Source organism: Nocardia sp. NPDC056100, assembly GCF_042266325.1.
Taxonomy (GTDB): domain Bacteria; phylum Actinomycetota; class Actinomycetes; order Mycobacteriales; family Mycobacteriaceae; genus Nocardia.
Genome location: NZ_JBHJVY010000003.1, coordinates 713,663 through 731,153, shown reverse-complemented (window position 1 = coordinate 731,153; position 17,491 = coordinate 713,663). Strand labels below are relative to the sequence as shown.

Here is a 17,491-nt window from a genome sequence, read left to right as displayed (position 1 = left end):
GCTATGCCGTTCAGGAGTAGTCATGCCGCGTCCGATCACCGATGCGGCGACCAGTGCGCGAATGGCGAAGCAGCGGCGGGTCGACACCAAGCCGGAAATGGCGCTGCGCCGGGAATTGCACAGGCGGGGTGCGCGGTTCTTCGTCGATAGGGCTCCGCTGCCGAAGATGCGGCGGCGAGCCGACATCGTTTTCCCGCGGCGGAAGGTGGCGGTGTTCGTGGACGGCTGTTTCTGGCACAGCTGTCCGCAACACGCCACGTCGCCGAAGAACAACGCCGAGTTCTGGGCCGAGAAATTGGCCGGGAATGTGGCTCGGGATCGCGATACCGATGCGCGGCTGACGGCGCAGGGCTGGACGGTGGTGCGGGTGTGGGAACACGAATCGGCGGAAGCGGCCGCCGACCTGGTATTGCTGGTATTGGCCCGCGGGGCGTGAAGCCCGTGCGGTCGATGCGCGACAATGGACGTACCACCGGACCGTCCGACCAGTACGGCTGCGAGAGCGAGCGAGGCCAGCGAAAGCGAGTACGGCTATGACCCGGACCCAGGAGAAACAGGTAGCGGCGGCCCCGAGTGACGCACCGCCCACTCCACGCTGGCGACGGGTACTGCGCTGGTGCATCGCCATCCTGATCGGGCTGGCCGGGCTCGGTTATTCGTCCTGGGTGCTGGAATTCCTGCTACCCATCCCCAGCGATCCGACGAACACCTTCCTGAGTCAACTGGCCGAGAAGGGTGCGCCGTTCCGCTGGGTCTTCACCACCGGTGACACCGTATCGGGGACGATGCTCGCGGTGGCCGGTATCGGCGGCCTGCTGTTGTTCTCGCGCCGCCGCTATTCCACCATCGGCTGGATCGCGCTGACCTGTTTCGGGCTCTCCACCATCGCCGATGCCCAGTGGCCGATCGATCCCACTGTGACGCATACGTATTCGGAATCCGGACTGGTTCCGCAGCTGCATCAGATTCACGCGCTCACCAGTTCGCTGGCGGTGTTCTCCATCTACATCGCGATGATCGCGTTCAGCGTGGCGGCGTTCAAATACAAGCGCTGGCCGATTCTGCGCCATACCGGCCTGTGGATTCTCATCATCGGTTCGGTCGTGACGGCCTGGATGCTGATCGCCGACAATCTGCCCGGCAATTACGGTCTCGGCATCGCACAGCGCATCCAGGTGGGCGCGATGTCGCTGTGGCTGGTCGTGCTCGCGGTGCAAATCGTTCTCGCCGAACGGGATTCCGACCGCCGCGCTGGGTAGGGTCGATGCTGTGACCAGCGACGCACGCACCGAGATTCCCACGCAGCTCGACACCGTCGCGGCCGCGACGACCCTGCTGCTCGACGCCGCCTCCGGCCTCACCGACGCCGATCTGATCGAGGCGTCGCTACTGCCCGGCTGGACCCGCGGGCATGTGCTGACGCATCTGTCCCGCAATGCCGACAGCCTGGTGAACCTGCTGCTGTGGGCGCGCACCGGTATCGAAACCCCGCAGTACGCAAGCGCTTTCCTGCGCGACGCCGATATCGAAGCCGGCGCCCCGCGCGCCATGCGCGAACAATTCGAGGACCTCACCGCCTCCGCCGAGCGCTGGCTCGCCCTGGCCCGGGTGATGCCCGCCGAATCCTGGCAGGCGATCGTGCGCAACCGCCAGGGCGGCGAACTGCCCGCCAGTCGCGTCCTGTGGATGCGCCTGCTGGAGGTCCAGATTCACCACGTGGACCTGAATGTCGGCTACACGCCCCAGGATTGGCCCGCCGCCTTCGTCGCCCGCCTGCTCCCCCAGGCCATCGGTGACCTGTCCGCCAAGGAGGGCCCGGGCTTCACCGTCACCGCGACCGACACCGGCTACACCGGCACGGTAGGCACCCCTGAGACGGAAATCACCGGCCCCGCACCAGCTCTCGCCGCCTGGCTCATCGGCCGCTCCAGTGGCGCGGATCTCACCGGCACCCTCCCGAACCTGGCGGACTGGAAATAACGAGCACCGCCCGGATAACAAGAATGTCCCCGCACCTGCTGGTGCGGGGCCGTTCTGCTGTGCGCCCGAAGGGATTCGAACCCCTAACCTTCTGATCCGTAGTCAGATGCTCTATCCGTTGAGCTACGGGCGCATGGTCGAACATATTCAGTTGTAGCAGCCCGGCGAACCGGGCTTGGCGGAGGCGAGAGGATTTGAACCTCCGGTCCCCGTGAAGGGACAACTCATTAGCAGTGAGTCCCATTCGGCCGCTCTGGCACGCCTCCTGGAGCCTTCTCTTACGAGGGCGCCGGTCCTTTCGAACCGCCGGGACGAAAGATTACACAGCGGGTGACCAATAGGCAAAACGGCTGGTCAGAGGCTCGATGCGGGCCATCTGCCGAGGTGGTCTCAGCGCAGGTGACTGTCGAACCATTCGAAGATGCGGGTTTGCGCGTCCAGGGTGGCGGCGTCCTCGGGGACGGCCGGATCGAAGCCGGGGTGATCGGGCCGGTGCCGCAGGCCCGGATAGCTGACCACGAGGGTGGCGACATCGGCGCGGGCGGCGGCGTCGCGCAGGCGATCGACCTGATCGGGTGGGGTGCGCGGATCGTCCGCGCCGAACAGGGCGAGCCAGGGCGCTTTGAGGCCGGGCGCGGCGATGGCGAGCGCGACAGCCTGTGGGGTGAGCGGGGTTTCGATGCCGGGGGCGGCCACGCTGACCGCCGCGCCGATGCGGCGATCGGTGGCGACCAGGGCGGCGGCGGTGCCCGCGGAGTCGAAGCCGAGCACCCCGATGCAGTCACCGAAGACGCCGTGCCCGGTGAGCCATTCGAAGCAGGCGTCGAAATCCTCGACCAGGTCCGCGCCGAAAACCTGTTCCGGCACCACGCCATTGGCGCGGTGGAAGAGGTCGGGCGCGACCACCGTCCAGCCGTCATCGGCCAGGGATCGCATGAGATCCAGCAAAGGATCGGTGAATTCGCGCGATTCGTGCAACACCACGATGCCGCCTCGTGCATGACCATCCGGTTCGATCACAGTGAGAGGAACCCGCATCGTCTCGTGCACAGGCGCTAGATCTCGGAAAATGCCCGCCATGCAGCCAGAGTAGTTGCGCAAGGTAACTTCGGGATTAATGTTTTGCCGGGGTCAATGCGCAGAACATTTTCCGGTACAAACACCCGCGCGGCAAACGCCGTGCCACTTTCGCGGGGGTCACCGATCGGCGGCCGCGGCGCATCGGTACGGCACCACCGGGGCGGTGCGAATCGGGCACCGCATAGGGTGGGATGGTGAGCGCGCACATTCGTCCGGATCTCGATGCCATCCCGGCGTACATCGCCGGCCGCAGCCACCCCGACCTGGTGAAGCTGGCCAGCAACGAGACCACCTTTCCGCCGCTGCCCTCGGTGGCCAAGGCCATCGCCGAGGCCGCCGAACTGGTGAACCGGTACCCGGACAACGCCGCGCTCGAATTGCGCAGCGCCATCGCCGAATTCCACGGCGTCGCGGTGGAGAACGTGGCGGCCGGTTGCGGCAGTGTCGCCCTCTGCCAGGAACTGGTGCAGATCACCTGCCTCGCCCCCACCGATGAGGTGGTTTTCGCGTGGCGCTCGTTCGAGGCGTACCCGATCGTGACGCAGGTGGCGGGCGCGACGGCCGTGCGAGTGCCGCTCGATCACGATTTCGCGCACGATCTGGACGCGCTGGCGGCGGCGATCACGCCGAATACCCGCGTCGTGTTCGTGTGCAATCCGAACAATCCGACCGGGACCGCGCACGGCACCGCCGAACTCATTCGCTTCGTGGATTCGGTGCCCGCGAACGTGCTGGTGGTGCTGGACGAGGCCTACTACGAGTACATGCGGCTGGACGATCAGCCCAACGGCGTGGAGATCGGCCGCACCCGGCCCAATGTGCTTGTGCTGCGCACCTTCTCGAAGGCGTACGGCCTCGCGGGGCTGCGCGTCGGCTATGCGGTCGGCGATCCCGACGTGGTCACCGCGCTGATGAAGGTGCACATCCCGTTCAGCGTGAACCGGGTGGCGCAGGCCGCCGCCATCGCCTCGCTGGACGCCCGGCACGAGCTGCTCGAGCGCACCAACGCCGTTGTGGCCGAACGCAATCGCATGCGGGACGCACTGGTCGCGGCGGGCTACCGGGTCGCGGACAGCCAGGCCAACTTCCTGTGGCTGCCGCTCGGCGACCGCAGCGGCGAATACGGTCAGGCCAGCGCCGAGGCCGGAGTCCTGGTGCGGCCCTACGGAGATGACGGCGTCCGCATCACCGCGGGCGATCCGCACGAGAACGACCTGTTCCTGAGCTTCGCCACCGATCCCGCCACGGTCGCCCGCTTCCTCGGCTAGCCGATTCCGAACTGGGCTAGCCGATTCCGAGCCCCAGGGCCAGGGTCGGCCAGGAGCGCGGAAGTTCGTCGGCCCAGTAGGGCCAGGAGTGGGTGCCGGTGAGGCGGCGGTCGACCACGGCCGGAATGCCGAGTTGACCGAGCCGGTCCGAGAGCTGCGCGGTGCACATGTCCGCGCCCGCTTCGAGCGGCCCGCCGAACAGAATCGATTGGCGGGCATCGGGATTGCCCGGACCGTCGTGTTCACCGGGCAGCCCGCTGCCCGAGGACAGGTAGATGGTCTTGCCGCGCAGGGCTTCCGCGTGCAGCAGCACATCGTGCGCGGCCCACTGCGGATCGTCCGAGGGGCCGAACATATTGTCCGGATCGCCGCCGAAGGTGCCGACCACGGCGCGCGCCTGCGCCTGGCCGAAGTCCGAACTCATTGCGTAGCAGCCGCTGTGCGCCCCCACGGCCCGGTAGAGCTCCGGATGGCGCACGGCCAGCATCATGGCCGCCTCCGCGCCCATGGAGACGCCGGTGAGGCCGTTGACGCCGTCTCCGCCGAAGCGGGCGTCCAGCAGTGGCGGCAGTTCCCGGGTGAGGAAGGTTTCCCACCGGTTGGTGCCGAGTTTGGGGTCGGCGTGCAGCCAGTCGGTGTAGTAGCTGGCCGGTCCGCCGAGGGTGAAGACCACGTTCACGTTCTTATCGGCGAAGAAGCGCAGTGCGCCGCCCTTGTTCGCCCAATTGTTGGCGTCGGCGGCGGCGCTGCGCCCGTCCAGCATGTAGAGGGTGGGGCGCGGGGAATCGCGGACGGCGGGCAGCAGCACCTGCACGTCCACGGTCCGCCCCATGGCGGGCGAGTTGACCGAGACCTGCAGCAGCCGATCGTTCAGATTCTCGATGCGCGCGATGGCGGCGTGGCTGGGATGCACGGCGTCGACCGCGGGCGGAGCCTCCTCATTGGACCCGGAGTCCACGGGCGGTTCGGCAAGCGATTGCGGAAGGCTGAACAACGCCGCACCGGCGAGCAGTGCGGCGCTGGCGAGGGCGCCGGCGAGGCGACGCCGTACTGCACTGCGGCGAAGCACCCTGCCAATCCTGCCAGAAATCAATCGGCGGCGAGATCACGTTCCCAGCGCGTCTCCACATCGGTGAAGCGCCACACGAGGATTGCGACCGCCCAGGTGCCCAGGAACAGCCCGGCGATGACGAAGCCGAGGTCGCCGAGGTCCAGATTTCCGATCCAGGCGATGAAACCCGTTGTGATATCGAGACGTTCGACGAAGATCGAGATGATCTCCTGCACGCCGATCAGCAGTGCGACGGCCACGGACAGCCCGGTGATGACCAGGTTGTAGTAGATCTTGCGCACCGGTCGCGCGAACGCCCAGTCGTAGGCGTAGCTCATGAAGGAGCCGTCGAGGGCGTCGAACAGCGTCATACCGGCCGAAAATAGCACGGGCAGAACGAGAATCGTGTACCAGGGCAGTCCGGTGGCGGCCGCGCCGCCCGCGATCACCAGCAGCCCGACCTCAGTGACGGTGTCGAAGCCGAGCCCGAAAAGCAGTCCGACCGGGTACATCTGCCACGGTTTGCGCACCAGCTTCACCACCGGCCCGAGAATCCGATTGAGCGCGCCGCGGTGTTCGAGTTCGTATTCCAGGCGCGCCTCGTCGAGGTCGCCGCCGCGCATGCGCCGGTACACCTTCCAAATGGCCACCAGCGACGCCAGATTCAGCAGGCCGATGGCGATCAGGAAGATGCCGGAGATGCTCGTGCCCCACAGCCCCGTCCACCTGTGCAGGGCCGAGCCCTCGTCCTCGATGGGCCCGGCGAGCGCGCGCACGCCCGCCGCCAGCAGGGCCACCATCAGGAAGACGATGCTGGAATGGCCGAGGGCGAACCAGAATCCGACGGTGTGCGTCTTGGCGCGGCCGTTCTCGGCGACGAGTTTGCGGGTGGTGTTGTCGATGGCGGCGATGTGGTCGGCGTCGAAGGCGTGCCGCATGCCGAGCGTGTAGGCGGTCACGCCCAGCCCGACCCCGAAGACCGCGCCCTGCACCATGTGATGGCCCGGCACCACGAATATCAGCAGGGTGCCCCAGCCGATGATGTGCAGCGCGAGAACCGCGAGACCCATTGCCACCCAACCGCGCACGACACAACCTCATCTCGCCGTGCCCGCACCTGCGCCACATCCTCGGAGCTCAAGGCGCGGGCGTCGACGCAAATGGGCACCGGCAACTTGATCCGGTGCCCATCTACGTATCTTCAGCGGAAGCGGAGGGATTTGAACCCCCGGTCGCTCTCACGACGCTCGCTTTCAAGGCGAGTGCATTCGGCCGCTCTGCCACGCTTCCAGCGCGTTGATGTTAGCAGCGTCCAGTTATCCACCGCTTCGCTCCGGCCGGGTCCGTGACCGACCTGCTAATCGGCGCGGTGGTCGCCCGCCCGGTCGATGACCTCCATCGCCGCCGCCATGGCGGCGAGCTGCTGCGGGGTGAGCAGGTCGATGAAATAGCGGCGGACGGCGGCGACGTGGCCGGGGGCGGCCAGGCGCAGGCGGCGCAGGCCCTCATCGGTGAGCTGGGCCAGCACGCCGCGGCCGTCGTCCTCGCAGGCGGTGCGGCGGACCATGTGCTGGCCTTCGAGGCGGCGGATCTGATGGGTGAGGCGACTGCGGGAGGAGAGCACGCCGTCGGCGAGATCGCTCATGCGCAGCGAGCGGCCGGGCGCTTCGGAGAGTTTGACCAGGATGCGGTAGTCGGCGAAGGAGAGCGCGCTGTCGCGTTGCAGTTGGCGATTGAGGTCGGCCATGAGGCGCTGGCCGCCGTCCATATAGGACCGCCACGCGCGCTGCTGCTCGGGGGTGAGCCACCTCGGTTCGGCGGCTATACCGCGGCCGCCGGATTCGAAAGCCACGCGCTGATTGTAGCCAAACAGGCGTGTCGAACCCGGGCGAGCTGCGGTGGAGTTTTTCCCGAAGATCAGTTCAGCGGAAGCTGCTGATCATGGTGCGGCTCAGGTCGTGCACGGTGGTGCAGCCCGAAAGTCCCATGGCCGCATCGAAATCCGCGAGCAGGGTGCGCAAGGCGTGCCGGACGCCGTCGCGTCCGGCGATGCCGAGACCGTAGGCCCAGGGACGGCCGTAGAGCACGGCTTTCGCACCGAGGGACAGCGCGATCATGACATCGGAGCCGGTGCGGATGCCGGAATCGAAGAGCACATCGGCGCGATCGCCGACCGTCGCCACGATGGTCGGCAGCGCGTCCAGGGCCGCGACGGCACCGTCCACCTGGCGGCCGCCGTGATTGCTGACGACCACCGCGTCCGCGCCCGCGTCCACGCATTGCCGGGCGTCATCGGGGTGCACGACGCCCTTCACCGCGATGGGCAGGGTGGTCCAGTCGCGCAGTTTCGCGATGTCCGCGGGCCGCAGCCCGTGATTGCCGAACAGGCCGATCCAGGTGAGCACGGCCGCGCGCATGGCGTCCGCGCTCTCCTCCGGGGGTGCGGGGAGTTTGGCGCGGAAGACCGGATCGGAGAGATAGTTGGCGATGCCCTTTGCGGCCAGGAACGGCAGGTGCCCGAGTTCCAGATCGCGTGGCCGCCAACCCAGGGACGGGGTGTCGACGGTGACGACAATGGCCTTGGCTCCGGCCTTTTCGGCCCGTTCGACGAAGGAGCGCGCGAGTTCGGGATCGCTGGGCCAGTACAGCTGATACCACCAGTCCCCCGCCAGCGCCCCGGCTTCCTCGATGGTGGAGGAGCCCGCGGTGGAGAGCACCATGCCGATGCCGAGTTCGCGGGTCACATCGGCGACCACGGTTTCCCCGCGCTCGTGCAGCAGCCCCAGTACACCGATGGGCGCGGTGAGAATCGGTGCGGCCAAATGTGTTCCGAGCACTTCGACCGACAGGTCGCGAACGTCCGGGCCGCTGGTGCCGCGCAGTACCCGCGGCATGAGCCGGTATTTCTCGAAGGCGTGCAGATTGTTCGCCGCGGTGCGCTCGGCGGAGGCGCTGCCCGCCACATAGGCGAAGGCCGCCGGTTCCAGTACTTCCCGAGCCCGGGCTTCGAGTCCGGCCGCCGTCATGGGTAGGGCGGGGACATTGCCGGCGAGTCCGGAAAGGTAGATCTCGTTCTGGAAGTCGACGAAACTGCTCATTCGGCAAACGCTAGTACCAACACCGGTGGTACGGGGGGTGTCGGAAATACTTTCCCGGAGCGTAACTTCCGGAAAGGTTCCGGCCGGAATGCGCTGGTATCAGCGTCGGTTGCTGCGTACGCGCACCAGTGCGCGCGGGGATTCGGCGGCGACGAAGCCGGAAATGGCCATTGCGGTCAGGATGGTCAGCGCACACAGCGCGGTCACGAAGCCGATCATGGATTCTCCCTTTCGGATGTGGTCATTACACAATGACCGCCGAAGCTGACAGGAGGCTGTGCGCCCGCCCAGGCCCGCCTGGCAATAAGCGAGCCCGGCCTGACAGTAATCGTTGATCCGCCGCCGTAGGCTCGCTTTCATGTATGCGGTGACACTCGACGGTTTCGGTGAGCCAGAGGTCATGAAATGGGCGCAGGTACCCGACCTGCCCGCGCCCGGACCCGGTGAAGTTTTGATCGAGGTGGCGGCGGCCGGTGTGAACCGCGCGGATCTGCTGCAACGGCAGGGGTTCTATCCGCCGCCACCCGGTGCGAGCGAGACATTGGGACTGGAGGTCTCCGGTGTGATCGCGGCGCTCGGCCCGCACGTGCGGGATTGGCATGTGGGCGACAAGGTCTGCGCGCTGCTTTCCGGCGGCGGTTATGCCGAGCGGGTGCTGGCGCCGGAATCCCAATTGCTGCCCGTGCCCGAACATCTGGATGTGGTTGCGGCGGCGGCACTTCCGGAGGTGGCGGCGACGGTCTGGTCGAATCTGGTGATGACGGCGGGCCTGCACAGCGGACATCTGCTGCTGATTCACGGCGGCGGCAGTGGAATCGGGACGCATGCCATTCAGGTGGCGCGGGCGCTCGGTGCGCGGGTCGCGGTGACCGCGGGTTCGGACGCGAAGCTGGAACTGTGCCGGGAACTGGGCGCGACGGTGCTGATCAATTACCGCGAACATGATTTCGTCACCGTCATCCACAGCGAATATCCCGGTGTGGACATCATTCTCGACAATATGGGTGCGGCCTATCTGGAACGCAATGTCGAGGCGCTCGCCGATGACGGCCGACTGGTGATCATCGGTATGCAGGGCGGGATCAAAGCGGAACTGAATCTCGGTGCGCTGCTTGCCAAACGCGGCACCATTCACGCCACGAATCTGCGCCGCCGCCCCGAGCACGGTCGCGGCTCCAAGGCCGAGATCATCACCGAGCTGCGCAGGCACCTGTGGCCGATGATCTCCGACGGCACCATCGTCCCCGTGGTCTCCGACGAACTGCCCATAACCGATGTGGCACAGGCACATCGGCTGCTGGACTCGCCGGAGAACTTCGGGAAGGTGATCCTGCGGGTCGACTAGGTGTCGAGTGCGGTGAGGGCGCGGCCGAGCTGATCGATCTCGAATTTGGTCGTATACGGGGCGAGACCGATGGTGACCGCCCCGCCCTCATCGTTCACCCCGAGCGCGTCCAGCAGGCGGGAGCCGCCGTGCGATCCGCTCAGCGTGCCGATGCGGGCGTCGGCCAGTTTGGCCGAGACCTTCTCCGCCTGCATGCCCGAAATGGTGAAGCTCACCGTCGGGATGCGGGTGGAGGCGCGGCCGATGACGGTCAGGTTCGGGATGGTGTCCAGCACCGACATCAGATGTTCGAAGAGCTGATCGTGATAGTCCTGCAGCGACGTGATGGACATCTCGAGGCGTTCGCGGCGGGTCCCGGTGGCGCGTTCGTCGAGTCCTGCCAGATAGTCGACCGAGGTGGCCAGGCCCGCCAGTAGCGCGTACTGGTGCCCGCCGACCTCGAGCCGCTCCGCGCCCTTGGCGTAGGGGTTGAGCGACATGGACGGAATCCGGTCCAGGAACGCGGGATCGCGGAAGACCAGTGCGCCGATCTGCGGTCCGCCCCACGCGGGTGCGCTGAGCGCGATCACATCGGCATTGAGTTCGTCGATATCGATTAGCGCGTACGGCGCGGCCCCGAAGCAGTCGGCGACCAGCAGGCCGCCCACCTCGTGCACGCGATCGGCGGCCACCCGCACCGCGGGCGCGGAGCCGACGATCGGGGAGGCGGCGGTCAGCGCGACCAGCCGGGCGGTGGGCCCGATGAGCTCCTCGAACTGCCAGGCCGGCATTTCGCAGGTCTCGATCTCCACTTCGGCCCAGCGCACATGTGCGCCATAGCGATTCGCGATGCGCAGCCACGGCGCGACATTGGCTTCGTCATCCAGGCGCGACAGCACGATCCCGGTGCCCAGACCCAGTCGGGAGCTCAGCGATTCGGCCAGCCAGGCCAGCAGTACCGCGCGATCCGGGCCGAGCACCACGCCCGCCGGGTCGCCGCCGACCAAATCCGCGACCGCCTCGCGAGCGGCCTCCAGAATGGCGGCGCTGCGCTTGGCCGCGCCGTGCCGATTGGTATGCGAGAAGGCGGAGGTCCGGAAACCCGTTGAGACGGCTCGGGATACCGAATCGGGGACCAGCATGCCCGCTTGCGGGTCGAGGTGGATCCAGCCGTCGCCCAGGGACGGTATTAGGCCCCGAACCCGTGCGACGTCGTAAGTCATGCTGGTCACTCTAAAGGCAGAGGGCAAGTCGGCGTAACGGTGTGTGCGGTTTGGGTGGGTGCCGCTTAGCGCCGTCGGCGGTGACGGGACATGATGGGGGGATGACGCAATCGGATGGGGCGCCGGAATCCATTGTGGTGATCGGCCCCGAGGGCAAGCCGTTGATGATTCCGGCCGCCGCGCAGATCGGCGGCGAACCGGTCGAGGTGACCGGACAGGTTGTCGGTGAGGGTAATTCCGGCGATTCCGGCGAACAGGATGAGTCGCTCGCCGACATGGTGGAACAGCCCGCGAAGGTCATGCGCATCGGCACCATGATCAAACAGCTGCTGGAGGAAGTCCGGCACGCACCGCTCGACGACGCCAGCCGCACCCGGCTGCGCGATATCCACCGCACCTCGATTCGCGAACTCGAACAGGGCCTCGCGCCCGAACTCCGCGAAGAACTCGAACGCCTCGCCCTGCCCTTCAGCGATGACGTGATCCCCTCCGACGCCGAACTGCGCATCGCCCAGGCGCAATTGGTCGGCTGGCTGGAGGGCCTGTTCCACGGCATCCAGACCGCCCTGTTCGCACAGCAGATGGCGGCCCGCGCGCAACTCGAGCAAATGCGCCACGCCCTCCCGCCCGGCATGAGCGGAACCGATTCGCGCGGTGGGTCGTCCTCCGGCGGTGGTGGCCAATATCTCTGACCATCTGCGGGTCGGCAGCAGGTTCCCGACGCAACTCGCGGGCTATTAGATAGGGTCGGGGACTGTGCCTGCTGCTGCTCCCCCCGACTCGGCGACGACCGAAGTGCGCCCGGATGATGAAACGGTGACGCTGGTGTCGGATTCGCAGTCCTTCGCGCGTGCCTTCAAAGACTTCCGCGACGGATTCTCCCAGCGTGAATTGTGGCTGGCGCTCGGCTGGCAGGACATCAAACAGCGCTATCGGCGTTCGGTGCTCGGGCCGTTCTGGATCACCATCGCCACCGGTTTACAGGCGGCGGCGATGGGTGTGCTGTACGCCACCCTGTTCGGGCAGTCGCTGAATTCGTATCTGCCCTATGTGACTGTTGGCCTGATTGTCTGGAATGTCATCAATGCCAGCATCATCGAGGGCTCCGATGTCTTCATCGCCAATGAGGGCCTGATCAAACAACTTCCGTCGGCGCTGAGCGTGCACGTGTATCGCCTGGTGTGGCGGCAGTTCCTGTTCTTCGCGCACAACCTGATCATCTACGTGATCATGCTGGTGGCGTTCAGCATCTGGCGGCATCTGCACTGGTCGGCACTGCTGGCGATTCCGGGCCTGCTGCTGATTTTCCTGAACGCGCTCTGGGTGACCATCGTGTTCGGCATTTTCAGCACCCGCTACCGCGACCTCGCGCCGATCCTGAACAGCACCACGCTGATGCTCTTCGTGCTGACCCCGGTCATGTGGAAGCCGACCGCGCTGACCGGCACCGCGAGCGATCGCGCGAAACTGGCCGAGCTGGTGCCGACCTTCCACTACCTGGAAATCGTGCGCGCGCCGCTGCTGGGCGATCCGATTCACCTGCGCAGCTGGATTGTGGTGCTGGCCATCACCGTCGTCGGCTGGATAGTCGCGATACTGGCCATGAAGAAGTTCCGTTCCCGCGTCCCCTACTGGGTGTGAAGGCTCAATGACCGACCATGTGAGTATCGAAACCCAGCACGCGTGGGTCGAGTTCCCGATCTTCGACGCCAAATCCCGATCGCTGAAGAAGGCGGTCCTGGGGTCGGCCGGTGGCGCCATCGGGCGCAATCAGTCCGATGTGGTGGTCGTGGAGGCGTTGCGCGATATCACCATGTCGCTGAAAGAGGGCGACCGGATCGGACTGGTCGGCCACAACGGCGCGGGCAAATCGACGCTGCTGCGGCTGCTTTCGGGCATCTACGAGCCCACCCGCGGCAGCGCCCGGATTCGCGGGCGGGTCGCCCCGGTCTTCGATCTGGGCGTCGGCATGGATCCGGAGGTCTCGGGCTACGACAACATCATCATTCGCGGTTTGTTCCTCGGGCAGACCCGCAAGAAGATGCTGTCGCTGATCGACGAGATCGCCGAATTCACCGAATTGGGCGAATATTTGGCGATGCCGCTGCGCACCTACTCCACCGGTATGCGGGTGCGCCTGGCCATGGGCGTGGTGACCTCCATCGATCCGGAGATCCTGCTGCTCGACGAGGGTATCGGCGCGGTCGACGCGGAATTCATGAAGAAGGCGCGAATCCGGTTGCAGGAATTGGTTTCCCGCTCCGGCATCCTGGTTTTCGCGAGCCACTCCAACGAATTCCTCGCCCAACTATGTGATTCCGCGATGTGGATAGATCATGGACAGGTACGCATGCACGGCGGCATCGAGGAAGTCGTGCGCGCGTACGAAGGCCCGGAGGCGGGCGATCACGTGGCGCAGGTGCTGCGGGATCTGGCACGTGAACCCGAACGGAATCCCGCATGAGCGACCGTCAATCCGGCAACGCTGACCAGACCACACCGCATTTCGGCGACGATGCCCGCATCGTCGCCATCGTGGTGACCCATAAACGCCGGGAACTGCTGGCGGAGTCACTCAAGGTGCTCTCCACCCAGACCCGGCCCATCGACCACCTCATCGTCGTGGACAACGGCAATGAGGCCGAGGTGGGTGAGCTGGTGCGCAACCAGCCCATCGAATCCACCTACCTGGGCTCCGCGCACAATCTCGGCGGCGCGGGCGGTTTCGCGCTCGGCATGCTGCACGCGCTCACCATGGGCGCGGACTGGGTGTGGCTGGCCGATGACGACGGCCGCCCCGACGGGCCGGAAGTGCTTGCCACGCTGTTCGATTGCGCGAAGCGGCATCAGCTGGTCGAGGTGTCGCCGGTGGTCGCCGATATCGACGATCCGGACCGGCTGGCGTTCCCGCTGCGCCGCGGCGTGGTGTGGCGGCGACTGCGCTCCGAACTCGGCGACGAGGATTTCCTGCCGGGCATCGCCTCGCTGTTCAATGGCGCGCTGGTGTCGGCGGAGGCCGTGGACATCATCGGCGTACCGGATCTGCGGCTGTTCGTGCGCGGTGACGAGGTCGAGGTGCACCGGCGGCTGGTGCGGTCCGGGCTGCCGTTCGGCACCTGTCTGCAGACCGCGTACCTGCATCCCAATGGGTCGGAGGAGTTCAAGCCGATTCTGGGCGGGCGGATGCACACCCAGTATCCGGACGATCCGGTGAAGCGGTACTTCACCTATCGCAATCGCGGGTACCTCATGGCGCAGCCGGGCATGCGGAAGTTATTGCCGCAGGAGCTGGCTCGGTTCGGCTGGTTCTTCCTGTTACAGCAGAAGGATCCGCAGGGGTTCCTGGAATGGCTGCGGTTGCAGCGGCTCGGGCGGCGCGAGCAGTTCCGCAAGCCGGAAGCCAAGACATAAGCGCTGGTCAGAAAATCGATTGCGCCGATCGGGCGAACCTGACAGGGTTGGCCCCGTTCTTATTCGGCGTCGCGATCGCCCCGGTGATCGCCAAGGGAGAGATGAGGAGGTGGATTACGTGACTACAGCAGCTCGGATTGTCGTGCCCGCGCGTGTTTTCGCCGCGCCGTGCGTATCCACCTCGAATATCTCGCGCTGAGTCCCGGACGGGCTCGGCCCGTCGAAGGACTCTCCCACCATGTCTGTGGTCGACTACGACCTGCTCTCCCCCTACGGCTGGACCGCCGAGGTGGCCGCCGAATACCTTCCGCTGCTGGGTGATTCGCTGACCCCGGCGCGACTGCTGCGCATGGATCGCAGCGAATGCGATGTGGCGGTGCCGATTTCCGGCACTCGCCTGCCCGATCAGGCCGCGGCGGTCATCGTGCGCGCCCGCTGCCCGCGCTCGGACTCCGATGTCACCGGACTGTGCACCGGGGATTGGGTGGGGCTGAGCACCGAATCCGGTGAGCGGCCCGTGACGCGCGGCATGCTGAATTCGGCGGTGGTGCGAAAGCTGTTGCCGCGCAAGACCGCCATCGTGCGGGCTGCCGTCTCCGGGCATTCGGATTCGCGGGCACGCGCCGGGGATCAGGTGCTGGCCGCCAATGTCGACACCGTGCTGATCTGCTCGCCCGGTGACGGGGATGTGGATCTCGGGCGCATCGAGCGCATGCTCGCGCTGGCCTGGGAATCCGGGGCGCAACCGGTGGTGGTGCTCACCAAAGCCGATCTCGCCCAGGATCTCTCGCTGGACGAGGTGCGGGCGGCGGCTCCGGGCGCGACCGTGCTCGCGGTGAGCGCGTCCACCGGACTCGGCATGGAGGTGCTGACCGCCGTACTGGACGGCACGGTGGCGCTGCTCGGACCGTCCGGCGCGGGCAAATCCACCCTCGCCAATGCCCTGCTGGGTTCGGAAGTGTTCGCCACCAACGCGGTTCGCGAGGGCGACAAACGCGGACGGCACACCACCGTCCATCGCGAACTCCGCCCGCTGCCCGGCGGCGGCACCCTCATCGACACCCCCGGGCTGCGTTCCATCGGCCTCTGGGATGCCGCCGAGGGCATCGGCCGCACCTTCAGCGATATCGAATCCCTCGCCGCCGCATGCCGTTTCACCGACTGCTCGCACGATCGGGAACCCGGCTGCGCCGTTCAGGCGGCCATCGAATCCGGAGAAATCCCCGAACGCCGCCTCACCAGCTACCGCAAGCTCTCCCGCGAGAACGAGTGGATGGCGGCCCGCTCCGACCACCGCCTGCGCGCCGAACGCGAACGCGCCTGGAAACAAATCGGCAAGGACCAACGCCGCATGTACCGCGACCGCACCAAATTCGGCCGATGACCGCACCGACCGCACCCCCGCACCCCCTGGCCGCCCAGGTCCTCAAAGCCTGGGCGCGCTGGGGCCACCTCCCCGACCTCCCACCCCCGCCGCCAAAACCCTGGATCGGCGGCGGCAGGCCCTAGCGCCTGCCGGGAACACAGTGTGGGGGGCCACACCCTCACCTCCCCCGGACCGTGTCGAGCTAACGGGCGGTTACGTGTCGGGGCGCTGGACGGGTGAACAGGTGGGGGCGGATAGGTTGGAAGGGTGCGAAGAGCTGCGAGTTTTCCCGATGCGGGGTTGAGTGCTGCCCTGCGGCGGGTGGCGGCTCGGGGCGGGTTGATGGCCGGGACGAGCCGATGAGTTTCGTGGTGGGGTGGGTTCGGGGTCGGCTGCGGGCCATGCCGAGTGCACTGTTGTATCTGGGTGTGGGGGCGGTCACCGCGGTGGTTGCGGTGCTCGCGCTGGTGGGGTTGTTGCTCGTCGCCGCGGCCTGTCTGGTGGGGGTCGGGTTGCCGCTCATGCCGGAGGCGGTGCGGGTGGTGCGACCGCTGGTGCGGTTCGATCGGCGGCAGGCCGCGGGCTTCCTCGGGGTCGAGGTGGATGAGCCGTATCAGCCGATGGCCGGGGATTGGCGGCAGCAGTGGGGGACGCTGGTGCGGGATCCGGCCAATCGGCGGGATCTGGGGTGGCTGGTGCTGCACGCGGTGACCGGCATCTTCGTGGGCACCATCGCCGTCGCGTTGCCAGTGGCCGCGGCGGCGCAGGCGCTGCGGCCGTGGTTCTGGAAGGTGCTGCCGGAGGGCAGCGTCGAGGGGCTGGGGTTCGTCGTCGACTCCTGGGGTTGGGCCCTGGTGGGTTCGATCGCGGCGCTGCCGTTCCTCTGGTTGGGCTTGCAGGCCCCGGTGGTGGCGCGGTGGCAGGCCCGAATCGCGGCCGCGCTGCTCGGCCCCGCGAAGGGGATCGTGCTCGCGGATCGGGTGGCGGCGTTGACCGCGACCCGTGCCGCCGCGCTGGATGCGCACGGGGCGGAATTGCGGCGGATCGAACGGGATCTGCACGATGGCGCACAGGCCCGGATCGCCGCTGTGATCATGCAGCTCGGAGTGGCTGACCAACTGCGGCAACGGGATCCGGACGCGGCCGATGAACTGGTGCGCAAGGCGCAGGACACCGCCACGGCCGCGCTGTCCGAACTGCGCGATGTGGTGCGCAGCGTCTACCCGCCGGTCTTGTCCGATCGCGGTCTCGCCAGCGCGATCTCGGCCCTCGCGGCACGCTGCCCGATCCCGTGCACGGTGGATCTCGGCGATGGCGCACGACCCGCGAGTCTCGAAGGCTCCGGACACCCGCGAGCGGATGTCTTTCCCCGGCGGCCCGCAGCGGTTGAGGCGGCAGCGTATTTCGTGATCGCGGAGGCGCTCACAAATGCGACCAAACATTCTCGGGCCGAGCATGTTTCGGTGACGCTCGGCGGGGCGACCGACGTATTGACCGTTGTGATCACCGATGACGGGGTCGGAGACGCGCAGGATGTCGAGGGCGGTGGGCTGGCCGGAATCAGGCGGCGGGCAGAGGCTTTGGATGGGCGCATGCTGCTGAGCAGCCCCGCCGGTGGGCCTACCGTGGTGCGCGTGGAGTTGCCGTGCGGGTTGTGAGAATCGGGAGCACCGCTATGCCGTGGGGCGAA

18 protein-coding genes and 3 tRNA genes are annotated in these 17,491 nt (G+C 67.1%); 12 read left to right on the top strand and 9 right to left on the bottom strand.

All coding sequences use genetic code 11. The features are described from left to right. Positions 1-22 precede the first annotated feature (22 nt). The 3 genes from ACFC0O_RS25495 to ACFC0O_RS25485 all read left to right on the top strand — a co-directional run bounded on the left by ACFC0O_RS25495 (position 23) and on the right by ACFC0O_RS25485 (position 1,980). Complete coding sequence (locus tag ACFC0O_RS25495) at positions 23-436, top strand: very short patch repair endonuclease (RefSeq protein ID WP_375961933.1); 414 nt, start codon at positions 23-25, stop codon at positions 434-436. Between the two features lie 97 nt (positions 437-533). Further along, positions 534-1,259, top strand: a complete 726-nt coding sequence (locus tag ACFC0O_RS25490; protein ID WP_364637233.1) for a DUF998 domain-containing protein — start codon at positions 534-536, stop codon at positions 1,257-1,259. Positions 1,260-1,269: 10 nt separating this feature from the next. After that, positions 1,270-1,980: a maleylpyruvate isomerase family mycothiol-dependent enzyme gene (locus ACFC0O_RS25485; protein WP_375961930.1), complete on the top strand. Its 711-nt coding sequence runs from the start codon at positions 1,270-1,272 to the stop codon at positions 1,978-1,980. Between the two features lie 60 nt (positions 1,981-2,040). Here the strand turns inward: ACFC0O_RS25485 and ACFC0O_RS25480 are convergent. The 3 genes from ACFC0O_RS25480 to ACFC0O_RS25470 form a co-directional block, all read right to left on the bottom strand. Continuing rightward, a tRNA-Arg gene (locus ACFC0O_RS25480) sits at positions 2,041-2,113 on the bottom strand. Positions 2,114-2,156: 43 nt separating this feature from the next. Beyond that, positions 2,157-2,246 (bottom strand) — tRNA-Ser (locus ACFC0O_RS25475). A gap of 124 nt (positions 2,247-2,370) precedes the next feature. Continuing rightward, positions 2,371-3,060 carry a dienelactone hydrolase family protein gene (locus ACFC0O_RS25470; RefSeq protein ID WP_375961927.1) on the bottom strand — a complete coding sequence of 230 codons (690 nt, stop codon included), beginning with the start codon at positions 3,058-3,060 and terminating at the stop codon, positions 2,371-2,373. A gap of 191 nt (positions 3,061-3,251) precedes the next feature. Here ACFC0O_RS25470 and hisC point away from each other — a divergent pair, with 191 nt between their 5' ends. Further along, the gene (gene hisC / locus ACFC0O_RS25465) at positions 3,252-4,328 is read left to right on the top strand and encodes a histidinol-phosphate transaminase (RefSeq protein WP_375961925.1); all 1,077 of its coding nucleotides are present in this window, start codon (positions 3,252-3,254) and stop codon (positions 4,326-4,328) included. A 16-nt stretch (positions 4,329-4,344) separates the two neighbouring features. On the opposite strand, the gene ACFC0O_RS25460 is transcribed toward hisC, so the two are convergent. From ACFC0O_RS25460 to ACFC0O_RS25440, 5 genes are all read right to left on the bottom strand, one after another. Further along, positions 4,345-5,397, bottom strand: a complete 1,053-nt coding sequence (locus ACFC0O_RS25460) for an alpha/beta hydrolase family protein (protein ID WP_364637225.1) — start codon at positions 5,395-5,397, stop codon at positions 4,345-4,347. Positions 5,398-5,417: 20 nt separating this feature from the next. Continuing rightward, positions 5,418-6,449 (bottom strand): HoxN/HupN/NixA family nickel/cobalt transporter, encoded by a 1,032-nt coding sequence (locus ACFC0O_RS25455; protein WP_375963817.1) that lies wholly within the window; start codon positions 6,447-6,449, stop codon positions 5,418-5,420. 135 nt (positions 6,450-6,584) lie between these two features. After that, positions 6,585-6,669, bottom strand: a tRNA-Ser gene (locus ACFC0O_RS25450). A 67-nt stretch (positions 6,670-6,736) separates the two neighbouring features. After that, the gene (locus ACFC0O_RS25445; protein WP_364637974.1) at positions 6,737-7,147 is read right to left on the bottom strand and encodes a MarR family transcriptional regulator; all 411 of its coding nucleotides are present in this window, start codon (positions 7,145-7,147) and stop codon (positions 6,737-6,739) included. Between the two features lie 154 nt (positions 7,148-7,301). Beyond that, positions 7,302-8,477, bottom strand: a complete 1,176-nt coding sequence (locus tag ACFC0O_RS25440; RefSeq protein WP_375961922.1) for an alpha-hydroxy-acid oxidizing protein — start codon at positions 8,475-8,477, stop codon at positions 7,302-7,304. A 358-nt stretch (positions 8,478-8,835) separates the two neighbouring features. Here ACFC0O_RS25440 and ACFC0O_RS25435 point away from each other — a divergent pair, with 358 nt between their 5' ends. Next, positions 8,836-9,822 (top strand): NAD(P)H-quinone oxidoreductase, encoded by a 987-nt coding sequence (locus tag ACFC0O_RS25435; RefSeq protein ID WP_364637218.1) that lies wholly within the window; start codon positions 8,836-8,838, stop codon positions 9,820-9,822. Here ACFC0O_RS25435 and ACFC0O_RS25430 read toward each other — a convergent pair. Next, positions 9,819-11,024, bottom strand: a complete 1,206-nt coding sequence (locus ACFC0O_RS25430) for a cysteine desulfurase-like protein (protein WP_375961918.1) — start codon at positions 11,022-11,024, stop codon at positions 9,819-9,821. The two genes, ACFC0O_RS25435 and ACFC0O_RS25430, sit on opposite strands and share 4 nt — an antisense overlap. Positions 11,025-11,125: 101 nt before the next feature. Between ACFC0O_RS25430 and ACFC0O_RS25425 the strand changes: the two genes are divergently transcribed. The 7 genes from ACFC0O_RS25425 (at position 11,126) to ACFC0O_RS25395 (ending at position 17,459) form a co-directional block, all read left to right on the top strand. Next, positions 11,126-11,716: a bacterial proteasome activator family protein gene (locus ACFC0O_RS25425; protein WP_375961916.1), complete on the top strand. Its 591-nt coding sequence runs from the start codon at positions 11,126-11,128 to the stop codon at positions 11,714-11,716. Positions 11,717-11,846: 130 nt separating this feature from the next. After that, positions 11,847-12,665 carry an ABC transporter permease gene (locus ACFC0O_RS25420; protein WP_375963814.1) on the top strand — a complete coding sequence of 273 codons (819 nt, stop codon included), beginning with the start codon at positions 11,847-11,849 and terminating at the stop codon, positions 12,663-12,665. 7 nt (positions 12,666-12,672) lie between these two features. After that, positions 12,673-13,488 (top strand): ABC transporter ATP-binding protein, encoded by an 816-nt coding sequence (locus ACFC0O_RS25415; protein ID WP_364637212.1) that lies wholly within the window; start codon positions 12,673-12,675, stop codon positions 13,486-13,488. Then, a complete protein-coding gene (locus tag ACFC0O_RS25410; protein WP_364637210.1) occupies positions 13,485-14,435 on the top strand; it encodes a glycosyltransferase family 2 protein in 951 nt (316 codons plus the stop codon). The genes ACFC0O_RS25415 and ACFC0O_RS25410 overlap by 4 nt, the downstream gene beginning before the upstream one ends. Before the next feature lie 238 nt (positions 14,436-14,673). Next, a complete protein-coding gene (gene rsgA / locus ACFC0O_RS25405) occupies positions 14,674-15,819 on the top strand; it encodes a ribosome small subunit-dependent GTPase A (RefSeq protein ID WP_375961913.1) in 1,146 nt (381 codons plus the stop codon). Then, positions 15,816-15,944, top strand: coding sequence for a hypothetical protein (locus tag ACFC0O_RS25400; protein WP_375961910.1), 129 nt, complete (start codon positions 15,816-15,818; stop codon positions 15,942-15,944). Before rsgA ends, ACFC0O_RS25400 begins: the two co-directional genes overlap by 4 nt. A 258-nt stretch (positions 15,945-16,202) precedes the next feature. After that, positions 16,203-17,459 carry a sensor histidine kinase gene (locus ACFC0O_RS25395; protein WP_375961907.1) on the top strand — a complete coding sequence of 419 codons (1,257 nt, stop codon included), beginning with the start codon at positions 16,203-16,205 and terminating at the stop codon, positions 17,457-17,459. Positions 17,460-17,491: the final 32 nt, after the last annotated feature.

Excerpts from the sequence above, each read along its gene's own strand:
- ACFC0O_RS25495 (WP_375961933.1), top strand. The coding sequence starts at position 23 with ATGCCGCGTCCGATCACCGATGCGGCGACCAGTGCGCGAATGGCGAAG.
- ACFC0O_RS25490 (WP_364637233.1), top strand. The coding sequence starts at position 534 with ATGACCCGGACCCAGGAGAAACAGGTAGCGGCGGCCCCGAGTGACGCA.
- ACFC0O_RS25470 (WP_375961927.1), bottom strand. The coding sequence starts at position 3,060 with ATGGCGGGCATTTTCCGAGATCTAGCGCCTGTGCACGAGACGATGCGG.
- hisC (WP_375961925.1), top strand. The coding sequence starts at position 3,252 with ATGGTGAGCGCGCACATTCGTCCGGATCTCGATGCCATCCCGGCGTAC.
- ACFC0O_RS25455 (WP_375963817.1), bottom strand. The coding sequence starts at position 6,449 with ATGGGTCTCGCGGTTCTCGCGCTGCACATCATCGGCTGGGGCACCCTG.
- ACFC0O_RS25445 (WP_364637974.1), bottom strand. The coding sequence starts at position 7,147 with ATGGACGGCGGCCAGCGCCTCATGGCCGACCTCAATCGCCAACTGCAA.
- ACFC0O_RS25440 (WP_375961922.1), bottom strand. The coding sequence starts at position 8,477 with ATGAGCAGTTTCGTCGACTTCCAGAACGAGATCTACCTTTCCGGACTC.
- ACFC0O_RS25435 (WP_364637218.1), top strand. The coding sequence starts at position 8,836 with ATGTATGCGGTGACACTCGACGGTTTCGGTGAGCCAGAGGTCATGAAA.
- ACFC0O_RS25430 (WP_375961918.1), bottom strand. The coding sequence starts at position 11,024 with ATGACTTACGACGTCGCACGGGTTCGGGGCCTAATACCGTCCCTGGGC.
- ACFC0O_RS25425 (WP_375961916.1), top strand. The coding sequence starts at position 11,126 with ATGACGCAATCGGATGGGGCGCCGGAATCCATTGTGGTGATCGGCCCC.
- ACFC0O_RS25415 (WP_364637212.1), top strand. The coding sequence starts at position 12,673 with ATGACCGACCATGTGAGTATCGAAACCCAGCACGCGTGGGTCGAGTTC.
- ACFC0O_RS25410 (WP_364637210.1), top strand. The coding sequence starts at position 13,485 with ATGAGCGACCGTCAATCCGGCAACGCTGACCAGACCACACCGCATTTC.
- rsgA (WP_375961913.1), top strand. The coding sequence starts at position 14,674 with ATGTCTGTGGTCGACTACGACCTGCTCTCCCCCTACGGCTGGACCGCC.
- ACFC0O_RS25400 (WP_375961910.1), top strand. The coding sequence starts at position 15,816 with ATGACCGCACCGACCGCACCCCCGCACCCCCTGGCCGCCCAGGTCCTC.
- ACFC0O_RS25395 (WP_375961907.1), top strand. The coding sequence starts at position 16,203 with ATGCCGAGTGCACTGTTGTATCTGGGTGTGGGGGCGGTCACCGCGGTG.